Here is a 20,069-nt window from a genome sequence, read left to right as displayed (position 1 = left end):
ACGAGGGCCACCCGGTCAGAAGATGGCCTGCGGGTTCACCGGCACGCCCGTGAGCCCGTGCAACCGCGGCGGTGCGACGCTCAGCAGGAAGGCGTACCGGCCGAGCTCGGCACACGTCGCGGCGAGGTCGTCGGTGGCGACGCTGTCGACGAGGGGCATGCCGAGGCGGGCCAGCGCCACCATGTGCAGGGGCATGGGCACCTGGGGGTCCGTCGGCGGGAACGAGTCGCCGACGTCGCCGGCGTAGAGCGAGACGCCGCGGTCGTGCAGCCAGCGGATGGCGTCGACGGTCATGCCCGGCGCCGGCTCCTCGGAGTCCCAGCTGAAGCCCCACCCGCTCCGGACGACGACCGCGTCACCGGGCAGCACCTGCGCGCCCGAGTGCTCCTCCGCCGCGTCGAGGTCGGCCCGGGTGATCGCGTGGGCGGACGGCAACCGCCCGCCGGGCGCGAGGTCGAGCAGGACTCCCCGCGTGGTGATGCCGACGGCGAAGGCGGTCGTCGAGCCGTGGTCGACGCCGCCGGCGGTGACGGCGTCCTCGAGGGGCATCCCCGGGTACACGACGCCGTCGACCGGCAGGTGGGCGAACGCGTCGAGGTGCGTGAGCGCCGGGTGGTGCGGCGTCACGATCAGCACCTCGGACATGCCCATGGGTGGCGTTCCCGTGTGGAGCAGGGCCTGCTGCACGGGGGGCGACGGCGGCGACGGGGGAGCGAACGGCCCGCCGAGCATTGAGGCCGGCTCGACCGGGAGCGCGAGCGACACGCTCCGCCCGACCCGCACCTCCTCGGCGGCGCGCGCCCTCGCGGCGTCGTCGATCAGGTTCAGGGTGCCGAGTTCGTCGTCGGCGCCCCAGCGGCCTCGGTCGTCGGGGAGTTCGGATGCGGTCATGGTGTCTGTCCTGTCGATTCGACGGCGCGCGGGTGGGTGGTGCACACTCCGAGGAGGTCCTGCAGAAGCAGGTTCCTGCACCATACCCCGAGAAGCAGCTTCCTGTTTGTGGGGTCGACGACGAGGAGGCGCGCGTGGGCGACGACGGAGGGTCCGGTCTCGACTCCGTGCTGGGGTGGAACGCGGTCAAGGTCGCGCGCATCATCGGGGCCCGCATCACCGCGGGCATGGCCGAGCACGACGTCAGCCTCGTGCAGTTCGGCGTGCTCTCGTGCCTGGCCGACGGTGCCGAGCTGACGTCGGCCGAGATCGCGCGGGCCGTGTTCGTCCGCCCGCAGACCATGTCCGACGTCCTCGACGGCATGGAGCGGCGGGGTCTCGTCCACAGGGTGGGCGTGCGCGCTCGTGGTCGCAGGAACCCGGCGGCGATCACCCCGACGGGCCAGGGTGTGCTGGACGCCGTGCAGGCGGTGGCGCTTGCCACGAACGATCTCACCTCGCTCGGCCTGGACGCCACGCAGAGCGCGCAGCTCAACGCCCTGCTGCTCACCGTCATCGATCACGCCGACGAACCGACGCACCCGGCGTGACCCGTCCCGGACGGGCCTGACGGTCCTGATCGGTCAGGCGGGTCGGACGTCCCGGGCGAAGCAGACCGACTCGGCCGACCCGACGTACGAGCCGAAGAGGGGGATGCTCTCGTAGCCCTCGCGTTCGTAGAAGCGGATGGCGTCCGGCTGCAGGGTGCCCGTCTCGAGGACGACCCGTCGGGCGCCCAGGGCTCGAGCCTCGTCCTCGAGGCGGCGCAGCACCGCCGTCGCCACCCCCGACCCCCGCGCGTCGGGGTCGACGTACATCCGCTTGACCTCGACCGTGTCCGGGCCGACCACCGCGTCCGCCAGCGGTCGCAGGCCTCCGCAGGCGATCGGGCGGCCGTCGTCCGACCGGGCGACGACGAACACCGGGACGTCCGCCGCCGACGGCGGCGTGCCGGGCTCGTGGTCGTCGCTGCCGTAGCGGGCGTCGAGCTCGGCTCGCTGCGCGCGCCGCAGGGCCTCGGCGTCGGGGTGGTCGAAGGGGGTCGGGGCGATCGTCCAGCTCATGTGCTCCATCCTCACTGACCGACAGGGACCGTCGCTCGTGGTGACGCCGGGCGGGGCCGGGCGGATCGCGGCCTGACGCACCGTCTACGCTCGGCGGCATGCTGTCGTTGACCCGTGTGCGGGAGTCGTTCTGGTTCTTGCCCGCCGTGTTCGGGCTCGTGGCGATCGTGCTGGCCGAGGTGCTCGTCACCGTCGACCGCACCCTGCCCACGTCGCTGACCGAGGGCCTGCCGCTGCTGGGTGCCCTCAGCGCCTCCGGGGGTCGCTCGCTGCTGTCGGGCATCGGCACGTCGATGCTGACGGTGGCCGGCACGTCGTTCTCGATCACGATCTCGGTGCTCGCCACGACCTCGTCGACCTACGGCCCGCGCCTGGTGCGCAACTTCATGGCCGACCGGGCCAACCAGTTCGTGCTCGCCACGTTCACCTCGACCTTCCTCTACTGCATCGTCGTGATGCGCACCGTCCACACCGAGGTCGACGACACGAGCGCCTTCGTCCCGGTGATCGCCGTGCACGTCGCGGTCCTGCTCAGCGTGTTCGACGTCGGGGTGCTGGTCTTCTTCATCCACCACATCGCGGGGTCGGTGCAGATCACCTCGCTGCAGGCGCGGGTGCTCGACGACCTGCGGGCCGTCGCCGCGCTCGTCTACCCGACGAGCCCGCGCGACGACGTCGACCAGGAGGCGCGGGCCGGCCTCTCGAGCGACGGTTCCGTCCCGGCGGACGGCGCGGTCGTCCGGGCCGACGCCGACGGCTACGTGCAGACGGTCGCGTGGGAGGCGCTCCGCCGCGCGGCCGTCCGCGACGGCGTCGTCGTCGAGGTCGTCTCGATGCCCGGCCGCTACGTGATCGTGGGGGACCCGCTCGTCGTGACCAGCGCCTCCGTGGGGGCCGACACGACCCGCGAGCTGCGTCGCGCGATCACGCTCGGAGCCGCCCGGACGCCGCACCAGGACGTCGAGTTCGCCCTGCAGCAGCTCGTCGAGATCGCCGTGCGCGGCCTGGCGTCGGGCAGCAACGACCCCTACACGGCCGTCAGCGCGCTCGACATGTCGGCCGGCGTGCTCGTGCCGCTGTGGCGCCGGGGCGAGCCGGTCACCGCCCTGCTCGACGACGACGGCGCCCCGGCCGTCCTCGTCTCGTGGCCGTCGGTGGACGAGCTCGTCGACTCGCTGTTCGACACCGTCCGCACCTACGCGCTCGACCAGCCGGCCGTGCTCGCGGCGGCGCTGCGCCTCATCGACCGGCTCGACGACGCGGCGGGCCCGGCCCGGGCCGGCCGGCTGGCCGACCACGAGACGGCCGTCCGGGGTGCACTCGCCGGATGAGCCGCGTCGGGTCGCGTGTCTCGTCGGCACCGGCACCGGCACCGGCACCGGCACCGGCGCTGGCTCCGGTACCGGCACCGGCACCGGCCCCGGCACCGGCACCGACTCCGACGATGTCGGTAGCGTGACGTAGCGTCCTCGGTGGGAGGCGCGATGCGAGACCACCGGCAGCTGACGGCACGAACCGGCGTGCGCCTCCTCGTCGACCCCTCGGCCCGCCGCGTGCTCGCGACCGAGTGCGAGGTCACGGCGTGACCGTCGTCGTCGGTCCCGTCGGCGGCGACGAACGCCCCGACCACCTGCTGCCCCAGCAGGCCTCCGAGGCCGTCCACGCCGGCTTCCCGTCGCCGGCCCAGGGCTACTACAACGGGCCCGTCGACCTCAACCGGCACCTGATGCGCGACCCGACGGCGACGTTCCTCGTGCGGGTGAGCGGGGACAGCATGACCGGTGCCGGCATCTTCGACGGCGACGAGCTCGTCGTCGACCGCGGTCTCGACGCCCACGACGGCAACGTGGTCGTCGCCGTCGTCAACGCCGAGCTGACGGTCAAGCGCCTGTCGTACCGGCAGGGGCAGATGGTGCTGAGCCCCGAGAACCCGGCCTACCCCGAGATCGTGCTCTCCGAGCTCGACGAGGCCACGATCTGGGGCGTCGTGACGAGGTGCCTGCACCGTGTCTAGGTCCACGACGTCCGAGCGCAGCATCGCGATCGTCGACGCCAACAACTTCTACGTCTCGTGCGAGCGCGTGTTCGACCCGTCGCTCGAGGGCAAGCCGGTGGTCGTGCTGTCGAACAACGACGGCTGCGTCATCGCGCGTTCGCAAGAGGCGAAGGCCCTGAACGTCGACATGGCGGCACCGTGGCACAGCATCGCCCCGATCGCGGCGATGCAGGGCGTCGTCGCGGTCTCGAGCAACTACGAGCTCTACGGCGACATGTCGGCCCGGTCGGCCGAGATCCTCAGCCGGTACACGAGCGACCAAGAGGTCTACTCGATCGACGAGTCGTTCATCGAGCTGACCGGCACGCTCGACGAGACGATCGCGCAGGCTCGCGAGATCCGCCGGGCGATGCGCAAGCTCATCGGCCTGCCGGTCAGCATCGGCATCGCGCCGACCAAGACCCTGGCGAAGCTCGCCAACCGCGGCTCGAAGCAGAACGTCGCCCTGGCCGGCGTCTGCCACCTGGGCAGCTACGCCCCCGACCGTCAGACCGCCATCCTCGCGAGCGTCGACGTCGGCGACGTCTGGGGCATCGGCCGTCGCACGGCGAAGAAGCTCGCGCCCCTCGGCATCCACACCGCGGCCGACCTGCGCGACGCCGACGCCGCCCGCATCCGCACGCGCTTCGGCGTCGTGCAGGCCCGGGTGGTGCACGAGCTGCGCGGGGTCGACTGCCTGCCGATCGAGCAGGTGCAGCCCGAGCGCGAGCAGATCTACCACTCGCGGTCGTTCGCGGTGCCGATCACGACGGTGACCGAACTCGAAGAGGTGCTGTCGGTCTACACGCAACGGGCCGCGGCCCGGTTGCGGAAGCAGGGCTCGCTGACGCGCCTCATGCGGTGCTTCACGGCCACGTCGCCGTTCTCCGACAGCGCCGCCCACACGAACCACTCCGTGTCGGTCGCGTTCCCCGAGCCCACCGACGACGCCGCCCTGCTCTACCGGTCGGCCATCGCCGCCCTCGGCCCACAACTCGAGGCCGGCAAGCGCTACGTCCGGGCCGGCGTCACCCTCATGGAGCTCACCCCGCGCGACGAGCACGCCAGCCTCGACGTCTTCGGCGAGGGCGACGCGACACCGCCCGCCTACGGCGCGGTCATCGACCGCATCGCCGGCAAGTTCGGAGACGACACGCTCGGCCTCGGCGTCGCCGGCCTCCGACACCGCCGCGGCTGGTCGATGAAGCGCGACATGGTCTCGCCCCGCGCCACCACCCACTGGGATGAACTGGCGACGGTGAAGGCGCGGTAGCCGGGCCGCGGCCGCGGCCGCGGCCTCGGTCTCGGTCTCGAGGCCGATCCCTGTCCCTCCTGCGGACGAGATCACCGTCACGCCCCTCGCGACGCACCATGCTGGGCTGATGACCGCCACGACCGCCACGACCGCGACGACCGCCACGCGCGTCGTGCTCGGCGCCGCGGCAGCCGCCCTGTTGGCGTCGGTCGCCGTGACCGTCCTCGCCCAGCACGTCGCAGCCGACGGCCGCACACTCGTCGTGGGAGCCCTGGGTGGCACGACGCTCGTCATGGTGGCCGCACTCGTCGCGGGTGTCGCCCTGATCGTCTTGATCCTCGGCCTCGCCTGGTGGCTCACCCGCCGGTCGGGCTTCTGGCCGCAGCTCCTCGTGCGGTCCGCCGCGTCGCTCCTCGCGGTGGTCGTCGGACTCGGGCTCTGCGTGGTCGCCTGGCTCGGCGCGTTGGGCTTCGTGAGGTACGTCGACGTGGGCACGGTGGACGGGCGAACGGTCATGGTGGCCGAGTACCAGTCGCTGGCCGGTCTGGGTGCCGTGCTCGGCTACCGGGACGGCTGGCTCGTCACGCCCGTTCCCGGCGCGACCGGCCGCGAGATCGGCCCCGACGACGGCGCGGTCGACCCGCAGGCCGAGTTCGGTGGGTACCGACTCGAACTGACCGCAGACCGGGTGACGGTCCGGTTCGGGGCGGACGGCCGGAACGTCCTGACCGCACCTCGCCGATAGGCCGCTTGCCGAGCCCTACTTCGAGGTGGCGAGCCCTACGAACGCGGCCGTGATCAGCCCGGCGCCGACGACGGTGATGGCAATGATGAGGACGTGGAAGAACAGGACCATGGGGGCGTCGGTCTCTCTCTGATCGGGTGCGGCGGGGTGTCGGCACGACGGGCCTCCATCGTACCGATCGAGCCTGGGCGGGCGGCGTCCGCGGTGGGTGCGGACGAGCGGCCTACGCTCGGACGATGACGACCCACCGCCTCGACCCCCGCACCGACACCGCCGCCGAGGTCTTCTCGCGCGACCACGCTCCCGTGCTGACGATCGACCCCGGCGACACGGTCGTCGTCCGGTCGCTCGACGCGTCCGGCCACCTCGAACCGCAGACCGTGCCCGGCGAGGTCACCCCGTACCTCTTCCCGACCCGCCGCGGCCATGCCCTGACCGGCCCGATCGCCGTCCGGGGCGCCCGGCCGGGCGACATGCTGCAGCTCGACCTGCTCTCGCTCACCCCCGACGACTGGGGGTTCACGGTCGCCGCGGCCGCCGACACCCCCGTCACGCGCCACCTCGGCCTGGTCGACGCCGACGCCGCCTGGTTGCTCTGGAGCATCGACCGCGAGGCCGGCACCGCCACCGAGAGCCGGGGCCTCCGTCGCCCGATCGCGCCGTTCCTGGGCGTCATGGGACTGGCACCGGCCGAGGCCGGAGAGCACTCGACCATCCCGCCCCGCGCCTCCGTGGGTGGCAACATCGACTGCCGCGACCTCGTCGCGGGCACCACCCTGTGGTTGCCCGTCGCGGTCGACGACGCCCTGCTCTACCTCGGCGACGGCCACGCGGCGCAGGGCGACGGCGAGGTCGGCGGCACCGCGATCGAGACCGGCATGACGACGGAGGCGCGGGTCGGCCTGGCCAGCGACCGCCCGCTCGCGACGATCCACGCCGAGACCCCCGAGGCCCGCATCACCTTCGGCTTCGACGCCGACCTCAACGTCGCCAGCGGCGACGCGCTCGCCGCGATGGTCGAGTGGATGCAGCAGCTGTACTCGCTCGACGCGGCCACGTCGCTGGCCTTCGCCAGCACGGTCGTCGACCTGCGGGTCACCCAGGTCGCGAACCGCACGTGGGGTGTCCACGCCGTGTTGCCCCGCGACGTGCTCGTCCCCGCCTGACCGGAGCCGCGCCTCCTGCCCGCGCCCCCGCCCCCTGCCCCCTGCTCGCACCCCGCGCCCTCTGCCCGCGCCCGGCCCCCTGCTCGTACCCCCGCGCTGCACCCCTCCGTTCGGCGCTGAACCCCTGCCTAGGCAAATCGTCGAGCGCCGGTGCAGCGGGTGCCCGAGCCGCGCCCTGCGCTGCACCCCTCCGTCCGGCGCCGAACCCCTGCCTAGGCAAATCGCCGAGCGCCGGTGCAGGGGGTGGCAGACGCGGTCCGCGTGACGCACCCTCGCGTTCGGCGCTGAAACCCTGCCTAGGCAAATCGCTAACCGCCGGTGCAGGGGGTGCCCGAGCCGGTCGCGCGGCGGTTCGGGTCGCGACGCCTCGCCCGACGGTGGGCCGACACCCCGAATTCGGCATCCCGAATACCTCTGATCAGGACTTTTCCGGACGAGGAGGCGCGCTCGGCATGGCAGGATCGTCAGGTTCCGAGACACCGGCGTCTCCACCCGACCGTCTCGAAAGGCGCTGCCCCCATGTCGTTCTGGGCCCTCTTCCTCATCGCGCTCGGCGTCTCCGCCGACGCCTTCGCCGTCGCCCTCGGCAAGGGCCTGCACATGACGCGCTTCAACCTGCGGCACGCGATCGTCATCGCCGTGACGTTCGGTGCGTTCCAGGCGCTCATGCCGCTGCTCGGCTGGTTGCTGGGCTCGACCTTCGCGCAGTACATCGCGCCCTTCGACCACTGGGTCGCGTTCGGCCTGCTCGCCCTGATCGGCGGCAAGATGCTCTACGAGGCGTTCTCGTCGCACCAGGACGACGAGAAGGACACCGACCGGCTCCCCCTTCGCGAACTGGCCGTGCTCGCCGTCGCGACGAGCATCGACGCTCTCGCGGTCGGCGTGACCCTGGCGTTCCTGCCGGTCTCGATCGGTTGGGCGATCCTGCTGATCGGCGTCACCACGGCCGTGCTGACCTTCGTGGGCGTGCTCGTCGGTCGCCGGGTGGGCGCGACGTTCGGCAAGCCGGCCGAGATCGCCGGTGGCGTGATCCTCATCCTGATCGGCGTGAACATCGTGCTCGAGCACACGGGCGTCCTCGGCTGAGCCGCCACGCACCGGATCACCGACGAACCCCGAACGCGCAGACGAACCCCGAGAGATCGGGGTTCGTCTTCGTGTTGGGGGTTCATCGCCGCACGTGGCGACACGACCCCGCAGGAGGCGCGGGCCGGGCCGGTCGCGTACCTTCGGCAGGTGCGTCAGTCGCGCGGCATCCGCAGTTGCGCCAGCGCGGGGGCGTGCAGCGGCTGGGTCTCCCACAGGGCGGTGAAGGTGCCGTCGGCCTCGTCGAGCGTCAGGTGCAGGCGGTGCGGCGTCTCGACGAAGACGACGTCCACGTGCAGGAGGTCGGCCGAGCGGGTCGCGCTCGTCGCGACCGGCGTGCCGCCGGAGCCGGAGCCGGAGCCGGAGCCCGAGCCAGAGCCGGAGCCCGAGCCGTCGCCGGCACGGGCGCCGGAGCCCTCGGCGGTGACGACCCAGTCCTCGGCCTCGATGCGGGCCACGAGCCGGTCGTCGGCCTCGACGAGGGTGAGCGTGGTCGCGGCGTCGGGCGAGGAGCGCAGCTCGACCACGGTGAGGCCGGGCTGGTCGTTGCCGTCGGCCGCGGTGAACGAGACGAGTCGCTCGGTGCCGGGGGAGTGCTGGTCGGCGACCGGCGCCTCCTCGGCGGACGGGCGGACGGGTGCGGCGTCGTGCTCGGCCGGCCCGGCGACCCCGGGCAGGGTGAGGTCGGCCAGGCGGGCCGCCAAGGCGGCGTCGGCACCGGCGGCACCCGCAGGGCCCGCATCGCCCGCGCCATCGCCCGCGCCCGCGCTCGCGGCGTCAGCATCGCCGTCGGCCCCGGCCCCGGCCCCGAACGCCGGCAGCAGGTGCGTCCAGGCGGCGTCGAGCACGGCCTGCATGTCGAGCGACTGGCCGGTGAGCGCGAGGACGACGTCGTGCTCGGGCAGCACGACGGCGAACTGACCGTAGGCGCCGTCGCCGCGGTAGCCGTGTCGGGCGATCCAGAACTGGAACCCGTAGCCCTGGGCCCAGTCCGGGTTCGCCTCTCCGGCGTTCGAGACGTGAGCGCGGGTGGCCTCGGCGACCCACTCGCGAGGCAGCAGCTGCACGCCGTCCCACTCGCCCTGCTGCAGGTACAGCTGCCCGAGGGCGGCGATCGCCTGGGTGGTGGCGTGGAGTCCGCTGAAGCCGAGCTCGCGACCCGACCCGTCGCGCTGCCAGCCGACCTGGCCGATGCCGAGCGGGTCGAACAGGCGCGGGCGCAGGTACTCGGTGAGCGACTGCCCGGTGACCCGCTGCACGATCGCGCCCACGCTGAACGTGCAGGGCTGGTTGTAGGCGAAGACGGTGCCGGGCTCGTCGTCGGGCGGGGTGAGCATGAAGCCGCGGACCACGTCAGCGGGGTCGATCGCCAGCGCCCGGTCGAGCGTCTCGGCCCGGTGCCCGCTGGCCATCGCCAGCACGTGCCGGACGCGCATCGACCGGCTGCGCGGGTCGGTCACCTCGGCGTCGAGCTCGGGGAAGTGGCTGAGCACGGTGTCGTCGAGGCCCATCAGGCCCTCCGCCACGGCGAAGCCCACCGCCGACGAGGTGAAGCTCTTGCTCAGCGAGTAGAGCAGGTGCACCCGGTCGGCCGAGTACGGAGCCCACCAGCCCTCGGCGACGACCCGGCCGTGGCGCAGCAGCATGATGCTGTGCGGTTCGACCCCGGCGGTGGACTCGAGGGCGTCGACGAAGGCGGCGACTCCCGCCGCGTCGACGTTCTGGGCAGAGGGCGTGCTGCGCGGCAGCGTCGTCGAGGTCACCCCCCGACCCTATGCCCGCCCCTCGCCGGGTCGGGTCCGACCCGGAGCAGCGGTGGATGACCTGCGGACCCGAGGGAGAGCCGAGGAGGCGCTGGTCAGGTCGACATCGGCACGGCGTCGTGGTCGACCCCGTCGGCGTTCTCGACGAAGTCCATCACGCCATGGTCGCACCACGGCCGTCGGCGGCCACCGCGTCGCCGAGGGGCGTCTCGGCGACCGCGTCGGCCACGACCTCCGCCTCGCGGGTGCGCTCGGCCCGGACGAATCCGATGCCGACCACGATCAGCAGCCCGCCGCCGAGCTGCAGCGGGGTGAGGGCCTCGTCGAGCAGCAGCCAGGCGTAGAGGGCGGCCGCCGCGACCTCGAGCAGGCCGACGAACGACGCCAGGCGTGAGCCGAGCATGCTGCTGGCCGTGATGCTCGTGGCGTAGGCGAGCGCGGTGGCGACGACGCCGACGACGAGCATCGGCACCCACCACGGCACGACGGCGTCGAAGAGCGGAACGTCGGCCGAGGACGTCGTGAACGGCACGAGGCCGGTGAGCCCGAGCAGGCCGAGCAGGCCGGACCCGACCAGCAGGCCCGACGCCGCGAGGGCGACCGGTGGCAGGTCGCCGCTCGGGCGGGCGGCGAGCACGAAGTAGGCCGCGCAGCACACCATCGCCGCCCCGGCGAGTGCCAGGCCGGCGGGGTCGAGGGCCACGCCCCCGCTCGGGGCGACGACCAGCAGGAGGCCCGCGAAGGCGATCACGGAGCCCACGAGCACGACGGCCTGCGGCACGCGCCGCGTGGTCGCCCAGGCCACCCCGACGAGCAGCAGCGGGGCGAGGTACTCGACCAGGATCGCCGTGCCGACCGGGATGCGGACCACCGCGGCGAAGTAGAAGACCTGCGTGCCGGCGACGCCGACCACGGCCATGCCGAGCACCCGCCACCGGGCTCGCCAGACCGGACCGAGCCGGCCCCGCAGGGCGAACAGGGCGACGGGGGCGAGCACCACCCCGCCGATCAGTGCTCGGACGGTGACGGCGGCGACCGGGCTCCAGCCCGACTCGAGCAGCGGCTTGACGAAGGGGCCCGAGAAGCCGAACGAGGCGGCCGCGACGAGGGCGACGAGCAGGCCCGCGGTGGTCGAGGCCGGGCGGCCCGCGGCAACGGGTGTCGTCGAGGTCGGCGTGGTGATCGCACCAGTGCTCACGGGGTGTCCTCCTGTCAGGGCCGTCATGCACAATGGGTGGTGACGCGCCGTCTCTGTCGCGAGCGTACGACCGCCCAGAACAAGGAGTCAACTTGCATTTCGCCCCTGACACAGAAGACGTCCTCGAGTTCAACGTCGCCCTGGTCAACACGGGTGCCGGGGCGAGTCGGTCCGGCGACGACGAGCTGTCGACCCGGGCCGAGCTCACGGCCCTGCTCGACGCGTTCGCCTTCTCTGGCCGTTTCGACCGCGACGACGCCGAGCTGGCCGCGGTGCAGGGCGTCCGGGCCGAGCTGCGGCGCATCTGGACGCTCGAGCGCGACCTCCTGGCCGGCGAGGTGAACCGGATGCTGGCCGACAGCGTCTCGTCCCCCCGTCTCGTGCGGCACGACGCGCTCGACTGGCACCTGCACGCGACGAGCGACGACGCGCCCCTGGCCGATCGCATCCGCGTCGAGTCGGCGCTCGCCCTGGTCGACGTGATCCGCACCGACGAGACCGGGCGACTGCGAGCCTGCGCCGCGGACGACTGCGAGGGGGTCTTCGTCGACCTGTCGCGCAACGGCTCCAAGCGGTTCTGCAGCGTGCGCTGCGGCAACCGGGTCAACATGATCGCCTTCCGCGAGCGCCGGGCCGACGCCGATTGACAGGGTACGGGCTCGATGTCCCCGAAACGAGTTGTGCACAATTTAGTCGCGCACGACGTGCTACAGTCCTCGACATGACCGCAGCAGCCGCGACGACGACCCCGGGCCCGACGCCCGTGCTCGACGAGCAGATCTGCTTCGCGCTCTACAACGCGTCGCGGGCGGTCACGGCCCGCTACCGCGACCTGCTCACCCCGCTCGGCCTGACCTACCCGCAGTACCTCGTGCTGCTCGTCCTCTGGCAGGGCGGTCCGACCACCGTCTCCGAGCTCGGCCAGCAGCTGCAGCTCGAGTCGGGCACGCTGTCGCCGCTGCTCAAGCGGCTCGAGGCCCACGGCCTGCTGACGCGCACGCGATCGGCGGTCGACGAGCGGTCGGTCGACGTCGCCCTGACCGACGCCGGCACCGCGCTCCGCGAGCAGGCCGCCGGCTTCGCCGACCAGATCTGCGGCGCGACGGGGCTCGAGCTGACCGACCTCCAGACGCTGCGGGCCGACATCGCCGCGCTCGCCGCCGCCGTCCGGGCCAACACCGCCGCCGTGACCGCCTCCGCCGCCACGCCGGCCGCCGCCACCTTGCCCGCCGCCACCCCGGCCCCCACCACCCCGGCCCCCGCAGACCCGCACCACTGACCCACCAGATCCCCCTCCACCCCGTCCGGTGCCCTTCCGCACCGACCCCACGAAAGAGAGCACTCCATGCCCACTCGCACCTCACGCACCGCCTGGAACGGCAGCCTCGAGACCGGTGAAGGCCAGGTCGAGCTCTCGAGCTCGAAGCTCGGCACCTACGACGTCTCGTTCCCGAAGCGCGCCGCCGACGACGCAAACGGCTCGACCAGCCCCGAAGAGCTGCTCGCCGCGGCCCACTCTGCCTGCTACGCCATGCAGTTCTCGGCCGTCCTCGGCCAGGCCGGCGGCACCGTCGAGGCCCTCGACGTCAAGGCCGACGTCTCGCTCGGCCCGGACTCGGCCGGCGGCTTCAAGCTCACCGGCATCGCCCTCACCGTCCGCGGCGAGGTCTCGGGCATCGACGAGGCCGCCTTCCTCGAGGCCGCGCAGAACGCCAAGGAGACGTGCCCGGTCTCGAAGGCCCTCACGGGCGTCGAGATCACCCTCGACGCCGCGCTCGAGGCGTAGGCCCGAGCCGCAGCACCGCACCTCCCCGAGGACGCAGGAGGCGCGGGTCACCCGACCCGCGCCTCCTGCGGCCTCTGCGTCCCGGCCCCGTGAGGCCGGTCGATCACGTCGTCAGAGCCATTTCTTCCACTTGAACACGCCCCAGATGCTGGCGCCGACCGCGACCATCGCGGCGACCGCCATCGGGTAGCCGAACTGCCAGTGCAGCTCGGGCATGTTGTCGAAGTTCATGCCGTAGACGCCGCCCACCAGGGTCGGCGCGAACAGGATCGCCGCCCAGCCCGAGATCTTCTTGACCTCGTCGTTCTGCTGCAGGCCGACCTCCGACAGGCGTCGGGTCTCCTCGTTCTGGGCGAGCCCCGCCTCGGACAACCGCCGCATCTCGTCGTTCTGCGCCTGGGTCACCAGCGTCGAGTGCACCGTGAGGGCGTTCTCGAGCAGGGCCCTGAAGGTGTCGGCCCGCTCGCCGATCCGCAGCACGTGGTCGAGCACGTCGCGCAGCGACCGCTGCAGCTCGACGTCGACGCCGTACTTGTCCGAGCCGCGAAGCAGGTTCTCGAGCATGCCGCGCAGCGGGCTCGTCGCCCGCTGGAAGCTGATCACCTCGCGCAGCAGCTCGTAGATGCGTCGCGAGACCTCGGGGTCGCCGCCGAAGAGCTCGTCCTCGATCTCGTCGATGTCCTTCTCGATGCCCGCGACCACCGGTCCGTAGCCGTCGACGACCTGGTCGAGCACGGCGTAGAGCACGGCCTCGGGGCCGAGGGCGAGCAGGTCCGGGCTCGACTCGAGACGGCGGCGCACCCGGCCGAGGTCGGGGTTCTCGGCGTGCCGGATCGTGATGACGAAGCCCGGCCCGACGAACACGTGCACCTCGCCGAACTCCACCGTCTCCTCGGCGTCGAGGTACCGGGCCGAGCGCAGCACGACGAACAGCGTCTCGCCGAAGCGTTCGAGCTTGGCGCGCTGGTGGCCCTTGAGGGCGTCCTCGACGGCCAGCGGGTGCAGGTCGAACTCCTGCGCGATCGAGCGCACCTCGTCGGGGTCGGCTCGGTAGAGGCCGATCCACGCCATGCCCTGGTGCTCGTGCAGCAACTCGAAGGTCTCGTCGAGGTTCGCCGGGCTGTCGGTGCGGTGCCCCGCGACGTAGATGCCGTTGTCGATGAGTGCCATGGTCTGCGTTCCTTGCCGTTCGTGGTGCGACGGCGTCGTGGTGCGACGCCGACGTCGAGCCGGGTGGTGGTCACGACAGCCGTCGGGGACGACGGGCGGGCGGTGCGGGCCGGGGGCGACGCACACGGGCGGCGACGCGACACCCGGAGGCGCGGATCGCCGACGACGCGCGTCGACGGAGACGTCGGTGCCCGTGGGCATCGCTCGTGATCGGTCGGCCCGGTCGCTCAGACGAGCGGGGCGGACGGCGCGACCACGGAGGGATGCCGCGGGGCGCCAGTACTGTCACCAGCCATCGCCGCTCACCTGCCTTCCGTCGTGCTGCCGCCGGGCCCGGACGGGCCGTGGGCACTGTGGGCCGTGGGACAGCGTACCCCCGCGGCAACCCGGGGGCGACCGGTGCGGACGGGTGATGTGAGAAGGAGGCGCGTGTCGCCGTTGACCCGTGCCTCCCGCGTCCACGATCGGGTTCGCGACCGGCAGACGGCGCCACTCTGCCACCGGTGCGGGCGAGACACGAGCCTGAGTCGTCTTCGTGACCCGATCGATACGGTGGAGCGATGAGCACCGTCGCCGTCACCGTCCTTCCCGCCGCCTCCGCCACCGCCGACTCCGAGGGGTCGTCGGGCGACACGTGGGGCGTCGGGCCCGCCGAGCGAGCGGTCGAGGCGACCGACGCGCGTCTGGTCGAGCTCGGCGACGAGACCGAGATGATCGTCGTCGGCGGCCGCGTCGACCAGGACGAGCTGCGCACCGCGATCGAACAGCACCCCGGGGTCCGCGTCGTGCAGCTGCCGAGTGCCGGCGTCGACGCCTACGTCGAGACGATGCAGGCCACCGCGCGCGACGGCCTCGTCTTCACCAGCGCCAAGGGCGCCTACAGCGCACCCGTGGCCGAGCACGCCCTGGCTCTGACGCTGGCGACCCTGCGCTCCCTGCAGATCAGGGCCCGCGCCTCCTCGTGGGAGCGCGAGCAGCGCGGCATCTCGTTGAACGGGTCGAGCGTGACGATCGTCGGGGCCGGCGGCATCGGCACCGAGCTGCTGCGCCTGCTGCAGCCCTTCGACGTCGAGGTGACGATGGTCCGCCGCACCGACGAGGCCGTGCCCGGCGCCCACCGCACGATCACCGTCGACCGCCTGGCCGAGGTGCTGCCGACCAGCGACGTGGTCGTCGTCGCCGCGGCCCTCACCGGGGGCACCCGCAGCCTGCTCGGCGCCGACGAGTTCGCCGCCATGAAAGACACCGCCGTGCTGGTCAACATCGCTCGCGGCCCCCTGGTCGACACCGACGCCCTCGTGACCGCGCTCGCCGAGGGGCACATCGGAGCCGCCGGGCTCGACGTCGTCGACCCCGAGCCGCTGCCCGACGGCCACCCGCTGTGGGCCGAACCGCGGGCGCTGATCACCCCGCACCAGGCCAACACGAACGCCATGACCGAGCCCCTGTTCCAGGCCCGCGTCGAAGCGAACGTGCGGGCGCTCGCCGAGGGCGGCGAGCCCGAGGGCGTCGTCGACGTCGAGCAGGGCTACTGAGCCGCTCCTTCCGGCGCACCAGCGAACCGCGGGGTGGACACGACACCGTGACGTGCGGCGGTGCCGTGTCCACTCGACGGTGTCGCAACGTCGCCAGGCTGGGAACGAACCCGCCCCCGACGCGTTAGACCTGGGTAGTCGCCGCGCCGACCCGACGCGACGTTCGCGAAAGGAACCCCCGCATGCCCCTCATCGGAACATCCGACCTCGACGTCTTCCCCCTCGCCCTCGGCGGCAACACCTTCGGCTGGACGAGCGACGAGGCCGAGTCGCACTCGGTGCTCGACGCGTTCGTCGCCGGAGGCGGCAACTTCGTCGACACGGCCGACGTCTACTCGGCCTGGGCCGACGGCAACTCGGGCGGCGAGTCCGAGACCGTGATCGGCACCTGGCTCGCGCAGGGCGGCGCCGCCCGTCGCGACCAGCTCGTGATCGGCACGAAGGTCAGCCAGCACCCCGAGTTCCCGGGGCTGAGCGCCGCCAACGTCGCCGCCGCAGCCGACGCCTCGCTGACTCGCCTGCAGACCGACCACATCGACCTGTACTGGGCGCACTTCGACACCGGCGACGACCTCGCCGAGACCCTCGGCGCGTTCGACGCACTGCAGAAGGCGGGCAAGGTGCGGCACGTCGGCATCTCGAACTTCTCGCCCGAGCGCATCTCCGAGTGGATCGAGATCGCCGGCCGTGAGGGTTTCGCGGCCCCGGTCGCGCTGCAGCCGCACTACAACCTCGTCACCCGCGGGGCGTACGAGCGCGACCTGGCACCGCTCGCCGCCCTGAACCAGCTCGGCGTCACGCCGTACTTCTCGCTGGCCGCCGGCTTCCTGACCGGCAAGTACCAATCCCGCGACGACATCGCCGGTGCCCGCAGCGGCAACGTCGAGGGCTACTTCAGCGACGAGGGGCTCGAGGTCGTCGCGGCCCTCCGCGACATCGCGAGCGCCCACTCGGTCGAGATCGCCTCGATCGCGCTCGCCTGGCTGCAGGCCCAGCCGCGCGTGGTCGCCCCCATCGCCAGCGCGCGCACCCTCGAGCAGCTGCCGGCCCTGCTGGCCAGCGCGAGCGTGGCCCTCAGCGCCGACGAGCTCGCCGCCCTCGAGGCCGTCTCGGCCCGGGTGCCCGAGTAGCGACCTCCTCGTCGGACGACCCGCGCCTCCCGGGCTCGGCTCCCCGCGGTCCCGCCCCGGCGGCGCGACCGCGGAGCCCCCGGGAGGCGCGGTGCGTGCAGCCCCCTCGGCGTACGGTCGAGCGATGAGCAGCCCGACCCCCGACCAGAGGTTCCACGGACGCATCGCGGGCTTCGGCACCACGTCCGGCACGCGGGTCGTCGTCGGGCTCTGGACCCGCTCGCCGCTCGGGCGGTTCGTCGACGTGATGGTCGAGGACGCCGACGGCCACCGCACCCTGCTCGCGCCGTCGCAGGCCGTGGCGGAGTACGTCTCGTCGACGTACACGTTCGACGAGGTACGGGTGCAGCCGGTCTCGTGGCGCGGCGTCGACCGGACGCTGCGGGTGTCGGCCGGGCCCGACGCCTCGGGTGACGACGTGCTCGACCTGTCGCTCGAGATCGGGCCGGTGTCGCCCCTCGGCTGGCTGCTGCGCCTCGTGCCGGCCGCGTTCGCGACCCGGCCCGGCTGGCTGACGCTGATCGACCCGGTGGCGCGCCTGCTCGTGCCCGGGGCCCGCACCGCGGGCACGGCCGGAGGCGGACGCCGCGAGTACTACGGCGTGACGCTGGCCCGCCGCATCGTCGCGGTCGACGCCCGTCTCGACGGTCGCGCCCTCGGGGCACTCGCCCCGCTCGACCCGCCCGTGCGGTTCGGCTTCGGTTCGGCGCCCGCCGACCCGAGCCTCGTCGACGTCACCACGACCATCCGCGAGCGCTGACCCCGCCGGACTGTCGGCCGTCCGCCGCCCCGCCCCGACCCGCCCCGCCCCGACCCGTTGCACCGCGGTTCGTGCACCGCACCCCGACTAGTGGCGGTGCGGTGCACGAAACGCGGTGCCGAAGCCCTGCCGGCTGCACGCCGCGGCGCGACACGGGGCGACGCCCCCGGCGGACGAGGAGGCGCGGTGCGGCACAGTAGGACGCGTGAGCACCGCAGACACCCCCGCGTCCGACCCGACCGCCGTCGACCCGTCCGCCGTCGACCCGTCCGCCACCGCCGGCGCCGGGGGCCCCACCGTGACGAAGCGGCTGATCCTCAACCTGTTCGAGATGAACTGCGTCGGCCACATCACGCACGGCCTCTGGCGGCTGCCGCACAACCACCGCAGCGAGTACAAAGATCTCGCGTACTGGCTCGAACTCGCCCGGCTGGCCGAGCGCGGCGGCTTCGACGCGATCTTCATCGCCGACGTGCTGGGGGCCTACGACGTGTTCGGCGACAGCCCGGCGCCGGCCCTGCTCGAAGGCGTCCAGGCGCCGAACAACGACCCGATGATGGTCGTGCCGGCGATGGCCGCGGTCACCGAACACCTCGGCTTCGGCATCACGTTCTCGACCAGCTACGAGCCGCCCTTCGCGTTCGCGCGGCGCATGTCGACGCTCGACCACCTCACCAAGGGGCGCGTCGGCTGGAACGTCGTCACGTCGTACCTGCCGAACGCCGCGCGCAACTTCGGCCTCGACGCCGAGATCCCGAAGGCCGTGCGCTACGCCCGCGCCGCCGAGTACCTCGACGTGCTCTACAAGCTGTGGGAGGGCTCGTGGGAGGACGACGCGGTCGTCGCCGACCCCACCGCCGACGGCCTGGTCCCCGGCTCGGGCGTCTATACCGACCCGTCGAAGGTCCACGCGATCGACCACGTCGGCGAGCACTTCCGCGTCGCGGGGCCCCACCTCAGCGAGCCGTCGCCGCAGCGCACGCCCGTGCTCTTCCTCGCGACGGCCTCGCCGAAGGGCGTCGAGCAGGCAGCCCGCAACGCCGAGGTCGTCTTCACCGGCGGGCCGGCGGTCCGGGCCGTCGGGGCCGCCACCCGCGAGGCCGCCGTCCTGGCCGGTCGCTCGGCCGACGACGTCTCGTTCATCGTGCAGGCGGGCGTCATCACGGGCGAGACCGACGAGGTCGTCGCCGAGAAGCTCGCCCTCTACCGGTCGTTCGCGAGCGAGCAGGGCAAGCTGATCCACCGCAGCATCCCGTTCGACGCGCCGTCGCACCCGCGCGACCGCAGCGTCCGCGACGCGCTCGAGGCCGAGGGGCGGCTCGACCACCCGGGCGCAGCCGCGTTGCCGCTCGACATCACGGTGGGCCAGCTGATCGACTCGGTCGACGAGGCCTGGGGCGGCACGTTCTTCGTCGCGGGCACGCCGACGGTCGTGGCCGACGAGATCGAACGGTGGCTCGACGACGAGGGCATCGACGGCATCAACCTGCGCCAGTACCACTCGTTCGACACGCTGACCGACTTCGTCGAGCTGGTCGTGCCCGAGCTGCGGCGCCGCGGGCGACTGCGCGAGGCGTACGTGCCGGGCGAGACGCTTCGCGAGCGGTTGACCGGCGGCGGTCCCCGCCTGCCCGGGACGCACCCGGCGGCCGCCTACCGCCGCTGAACCCCGGGAGGCGCGGCGCGGTCGGCGACGCCGGTCGCGCCGTCGTCCGGGTCGCGCGGTCGCCGGGGTCGCGTCGTCGCGCGGCGCGGCCGGGTCAGCTCGTGGCGGGGCTGCGGTAGCGGGCGGGCACCGGCGGAACGCGCAGCCAGGTGGTGCGGCTGCCGCCGCGGCCGTCCGACCACTCGACGAACACGGTGCCGAGCGCGACGAGCGCGTCGAGCTCGACCGGGGTGGCGATGCCGATCATCGCCCCGGGGCGCAGCTTGTCGCGGCCGCGGACGGGCCCGCCCGGCAGGTCGACGAGCACGTCGCGCACCGAGCGACCGACCGTGCGCAGCACGAGGCAGGTGCCGAGCGGCAGGCCGGGGTCCTCACCGTCGTTCGGCAGGTCGAGCCAGGTCAGCACGAAGGTGACGGGTCGGCGGACGCGGGTGACGCGCTCGGGGCGGACGCGCAGCGCTCGGGTCGAGGTGGCCGGTGCGGTGCCGGTCGTGGCCTCCGGGTCGAGCGTGGTCGCGGCGTCCGACGGGTCGGTCGGGCCGGGGCGTCCGGTGTCGGGCTCTGCGGTGTCCATCGTGGTGGTGTCCCCTGAAGTCGTGGTGTCGTCCGTGGTCGTGTCGTCGTCGACGCGTGGCTCTCGAACGGCTCCGTCCAGCGAACCGCACCCGGGGCCGGGGGACAACGGTGCGCGGCTACCCAGTACGGGGGTGGGGCGGTCCCCAGTCCGGGGGACGCACGACGGGGGACGCCCGACGGGGACCGCCCGACACGGGCCGC

20 protein-coding genes are annotated in these 20,069 nt (G+C 73.2%); 14 read left to right on the top strand and 6 right to left on the bottom strand.

Annotated features, from left to right (window positions below; all coding sequences use genetic code 11):
* Nucleotides 1–15: 15 nt before the first annotated feature.
* Nucleotides 16–891, bottom strand: a complete 876-nt coding sequence (locus ITJ55_RS06100) for a cyclase family protein (protein ID WP_194594505.1) — start codon at nucleotides 889–891, stop codon at nucleotides 16–18.
* Nucleotides 892–1,025: 134 nt separating this feature from the next.
* On the opposite strand from ITJ55_RS06100, the gene ITJ55_RS06095 reads away from it, so the two are divergent.
* The gene (locus ITJ55_RS06095) at nucleotides 1,026–1,481 is read left to right on the top strand and encodes a MarR family transcriptional regulator (RefSeq protein WP_194594504.1); all 456 of its coding nucleotides are present in this window, start codon (nucleotides 1,026–1,028) and stop codon (nucleotides 1,479–1,481) included.
* A gap of 33 nt (nucleotides 1,482–1,514) precedes the next feature.
* On the opposite strand, the gene ITJ55_RS06090 is transcribed toward ITJ55_RS06095, so the two are convergent.
* Nucleotides 1,515–1,994, bottom strand: coding sequence for a GNAT family N-acetyltransferase (locus tag ITJ55_RS06090; protein WP_194594503.1), 480 nt, complete (start codon nucleotides 1,992–1,994; stop codon nucleotides 1,515–1,517).
* A 98-nt stretch (nucleotides 1,995–2,092) separates the two neighbouring features.
* On the opposite strand from ITJ55_RS06090, the gene ITJ55_RS06085 reads away from it, so the two are divergent.
* The 6 genes from ITJ55_RS06085 (at nucleotide 2,093) to ITJ55_RS06060 (ending at nucleotide 8,284) form a co-directional block, all read left to right on the top strand.
* Nucleotides 2,093–3,325 (top strand): DUF2254 domain-containing protein, encoded by a 1,233-nt coding sequence (locus ITJ55_RS06085; RefSeq protein WP_194594502.1) that lies wholly within the window; start codon nucleotides 2,093–2,095, stop codon nucleotides 3,323–3,325.
* 251 nt (nucleotides 3,326–3,576) lie between these two features.
* Entirely contained in the window at nucleotides 3,577–4,008 is a 432-nt protein-coding gene (locus ITJ55_RS06080; protein WP_194594501.1) for a translesion error-prone DNA polymerase V autoproteolytic subunit, read from the top strand.
* Nucleotides 4,001–5,302, top strand: coding sequence for a Y-family DNA polymerase (locus ITJ55_RS16220; RefSeq protein WP_194594500.1), 1,302 nt, complete (start codon nucleotides 4,001–4,003; stop codon nucleotides 5,300–5,302). Before ITJ55_RS06080 ends, ITJ55_RS16220 begins: the two co-directional genes overlap by 8 nt.
* 109 nt (nucleotides 5,303–5,411) lie before the next feature.
* The gene (locus tag ITJ55_RS06070) at nucleotides 5,412–6,029 is read left to right on the top strand and encodes a hypothetical protein (protein ID WP_194594499.1); all 618 of its coding nucleotides are present in this window, start codon (nucleotides 5,412–5,414) and stop codon (nucleotides 6,027–6,029) included.
* 236 nt (nucleotides 6,030–6,265) lie between these two features.
* Nucleotides 6,266–7,195, top strand: a complete 930-nt coding sequence (locus ITJ55_RS06065) for an acetamidase/formamidase family protein (protein ID WP_194594498.1) — start codon at nucleotides 6,266–6,268, stop codon at nucleotides 7,193–7,195.
* A gap of 519 nt (nucleotides 7,196–7,714) precedes the next feature.
* Entirely contained in the window at nucleotides 7,715–8,284 is a 570-nt protein-coding gene (locus ITJ55_RS06060; RefSeq protein WP_194594497.1) for a manganese efflux pump MntP family protein, read from the top strand.
* A gap of 155 nt (nucleotides 8,285–8,439) precedes the next feature.
* Here ITJ55_RS06060 and ITJ55_RS06055 read toward each other — a convergent pair whose 3' ends face one another.
* Nucleotides 8,440–10,047 (bottom strand): serine hydrolase, encoded by a 1,608-nt coding sequence (locus ITJ55_RS06055; protein ID WP_194594496.1) that lies wholly within the window; start codon nucleotides 10,045–10,047, stop codon nucleotides 8,440–8,442.
* A 154-nt stretch (nucleotides 10,048–10,201) separates the two neighbouring features.
* Nucleotides 10,202–11,245, bottom strand: coding sequence for a DMT family transporter (locus ITJ55_RS06050; protein WP_370544040.1), 1,044 nt, complete (start codon nucleotides 11,243–11,245; stop codon nucleotides 10,202–10,204).
* 92 nt (nucleotides 11,246–11,337) lie between these two features.
* Here ITJ55_RS06050 and ITJ55_RS06045 point away from each other — a divergent pair, with 92 nt between their 5' ends.
* The 3 genes from ITJ55_RS06045 (at nucleotide 11,338) to ITJ55_RS06035 (ending at nucleotide 13,031) form a co-directional block, all read left to right on the top strand.
* Nucleotides 11,338–11,892, top strand: coding sequence for a CGNR zinc finger domain-containing protein (locus ITJ55_RS06045; protein WP_228497571.1), 555 nt, complete (start codon nucleotides 11,338–11,340; stop codon nucleotides 11,890–11,892).
* Between the two features lie 74 nt (nucleotides 11,893–11,966).
* Entirely contained in the window at nucleotides 11,967–12,524 is a 558-nt protein-coding gene (locus ITJ55_RS16475) for a MarR family transcriptional regulator (RefSeq protein WP_194594493.1), read from the top strand.
* 66 nt (nucleotides 12,525–12,590) lie between these two features.
* Nucleotides 12,591–13,031 (top strand): OsmC family peroxiredoxin, encoded by a 441-nt coding sequence (locus ITJ55_RS06035; RefSeq protein ID WP_056258068.1) that lies wholly within the window; start codon nucleotides 12,591–12,593, stop codon nucleotides 13,029–13,031.
* Nucleotides 13,032–13,142: 111 nt separating this feature from the next.
* Here the strand turns inward: ITJ55_RS06035 and ITJ55_RS06030 are convergent, their stop codons facing one another.
* Nucleotides 13,143–14,201, bottom strand: a complete 1,059-nt coding sequence (locus ITJ55_RS06030; protein ID WP_194594492.1) for a magnesium and cobalt transport protein CorA — start codon at nucleotides 14,199–14,201, stop codon at nucleotides 13,143–13,145.
* Between the two features lie 560 nt (nucleotides 14,202–14,761).
* Here ITJ55_RS06030 and ITJ55_RS06025 point away from each other — a divergent pair.
* The 4 genes from ITJ55_RS06025 (at nucleotide 14,762) to ITJ55_RS06010 (ending at nucleotide 19,292) form a co-directional block, all read left to right on the top strand.
* Complete coding sequence (locus ITJ55_RS06025) at nucleotides 14,762–15,736, top strand: D-isomer specific 2-hydroxyacid dehydrogenase family protein (protein ID WP_194594491.1); 975 nt, start codon at nucleotides 14,762–14,764, stop codon at nucleotides 15,734–15,736.
* 182 nt (nucleotides 15,737–15,918) lie between these two features.
* The gene (locus tag ITJ55_RS06020; RefSeq protein WP_194594490.1) at nucleotides 15,919–16,866 is read left to right on the top strand and encodes an aldo/keto reductase; all 948 of its coding nucleotides are present in this window, start codon (nucleotides 15,919–15,921) and stop codon (nucleotides 16,864–16,866) included.
* Nucleotides 16,867–16,990: 124 nt separating this feature from the next.
* A complete protein-coding gene (locus tag ITJ55_RS06015) occupies nucleotides 16,991–17,626 on the top strand; it encodes a hypothetical protein (protein ID WP_194594489.1) in 636 nt (211 codons plus the stop codon).
* 205 nt (nucleotides 17,627–17,831) lie between these two features.
* A complete protein-coding gene (locus ITJ55_RS06010) occupies nucleotides 17,832–19,292 on the top strand; it encodes an NtaA/DmoA family FMN-dependent monooxygenase (protein WP_370544039.1) in 1,461 nt (486 codons plus the stop codon).
* 94 nt (nucleotides 19,293–19,386) lie between these two features.
* On the opposite strand, the gene ITJ55_RS06005 is transcribed toward ITJ55_RS06010, so the two are convergent.
* The gene (locus tag ITJ55_RS06005; protein WP_194594488.1) at nucleotides 19,387–19,866 is read right to left on the bottom strand and encodes a hypothetical protein; all 480 of its coding nucleotides are present in this window, start codon (nucleotides 19,864–19,866) and stop codon (nucleotides 19,387–19,389) included.
* Nucleotides 19,867–20,069 lie beyond the last annotated feature (203 nt).

Source organism: Frigoribacterium sp. VKM Ac-1396 (genome assembly GCF_015350895.1).
Taxonomy (GTDB): domain Bacteria; phylum Actinomycetota; class Actinomycetes; order Actinomycetales; family Microbacteriaceae; genus Frigoribacterium.
Note: the sequence above shows the minus strand (reverse complement) of the source record. Positions and strands in the feature narration are given on the sequence as shown.

Coding starts and splice junctions, on each gene's coding strand:
- ITJ55_RS06100 (WP_194594505.1), bottom strand. CDS start 891: ATGACCGCATCCGAACTCCCCGACGACCGAGGCCGCTGGGGCGCCGAC.
- ITJ55_RS06090 (WP_194594503.1), bottom strand. CDS start 1,994: ATGAGCTGGACGATCGCCCCGACCCCCTTCGACCACCCCGACGCCGAG.
- ITJ55_RS06085 (WP_194594502.1), top strand. CDS start 2,093: ATGCTGTCGTTGACCCGTGTGCGGGAGTCGTTCTGGTTCTTGCCCGCC.
- ITJ55_RS06070 (WP_194594499.1), top strand. CDS start 5,412: ATGACCGCCACGACCGCCACGACCGCGACGACCGCCACGCGCGTCGTG.
- ITJ55_RS06065 (WP_194594498.1), top strand. CDS start 6,266: ATGACGACCCACCGCCTCGACCCCCGCACCGACACCGCCGCCGAGGTC.
- ITJ55_RS06060 (WP_194594497.1), top strand. CDS start 7,715: ATGTCGTTCTGGGCCCTCTTCCTCATCGCGCTCGGCGTCTCCGCCGAC.
- ITJ55_RS16475 (WP_194594493.1), top strand. CDS start 11,967: ATGACCGCAGCAGCCGCGACGACGACCCCGGGCCCGACGCCCGTGCTC.
- ITJ55_RS06035 (WP_056258068.1), top strand. CDS start 12,591: ATGCCCACTCGCACCTCACGCACCGCCTGGAACGGCAGCCTCGAGACC.
- ITJ55_RS06030 (WP_194594492.1), bottom strand. CDS start 14,201: ATGGCACTCATCGACAACGGCATCTACGTCGCGGGGCACCGCACCGAC.
- ITJ55_RS06025 (WP_194594491.1), top strand. CDS start 14,762: ATGAGCACCGTCGCCGTCACCGTCCTTCCCGCCGCCTCCGCCACCGCC.
- ITJ55_RS06020 (WP_194594490.1), top strand. CDS start 15,919: ATGCCCCTCATCGGAACATCCGACCTCGACGTCTTCCCCCTCGCCCTC.
- ITJ55_RS06015 (WP_194594489.1), top strand. CDS start 16,991: ATGAGCAGCCCGACCCCCGACCAGAGGTTCCACGGACGCATCGCGGGC.
- ITJ55_RS06005 (WP_194594488.1), bottom strand. CDS start 19,866: ATGGACACCGCAGAGCCCGACACCGGACGCCCCGGCCCGACCGACCCG.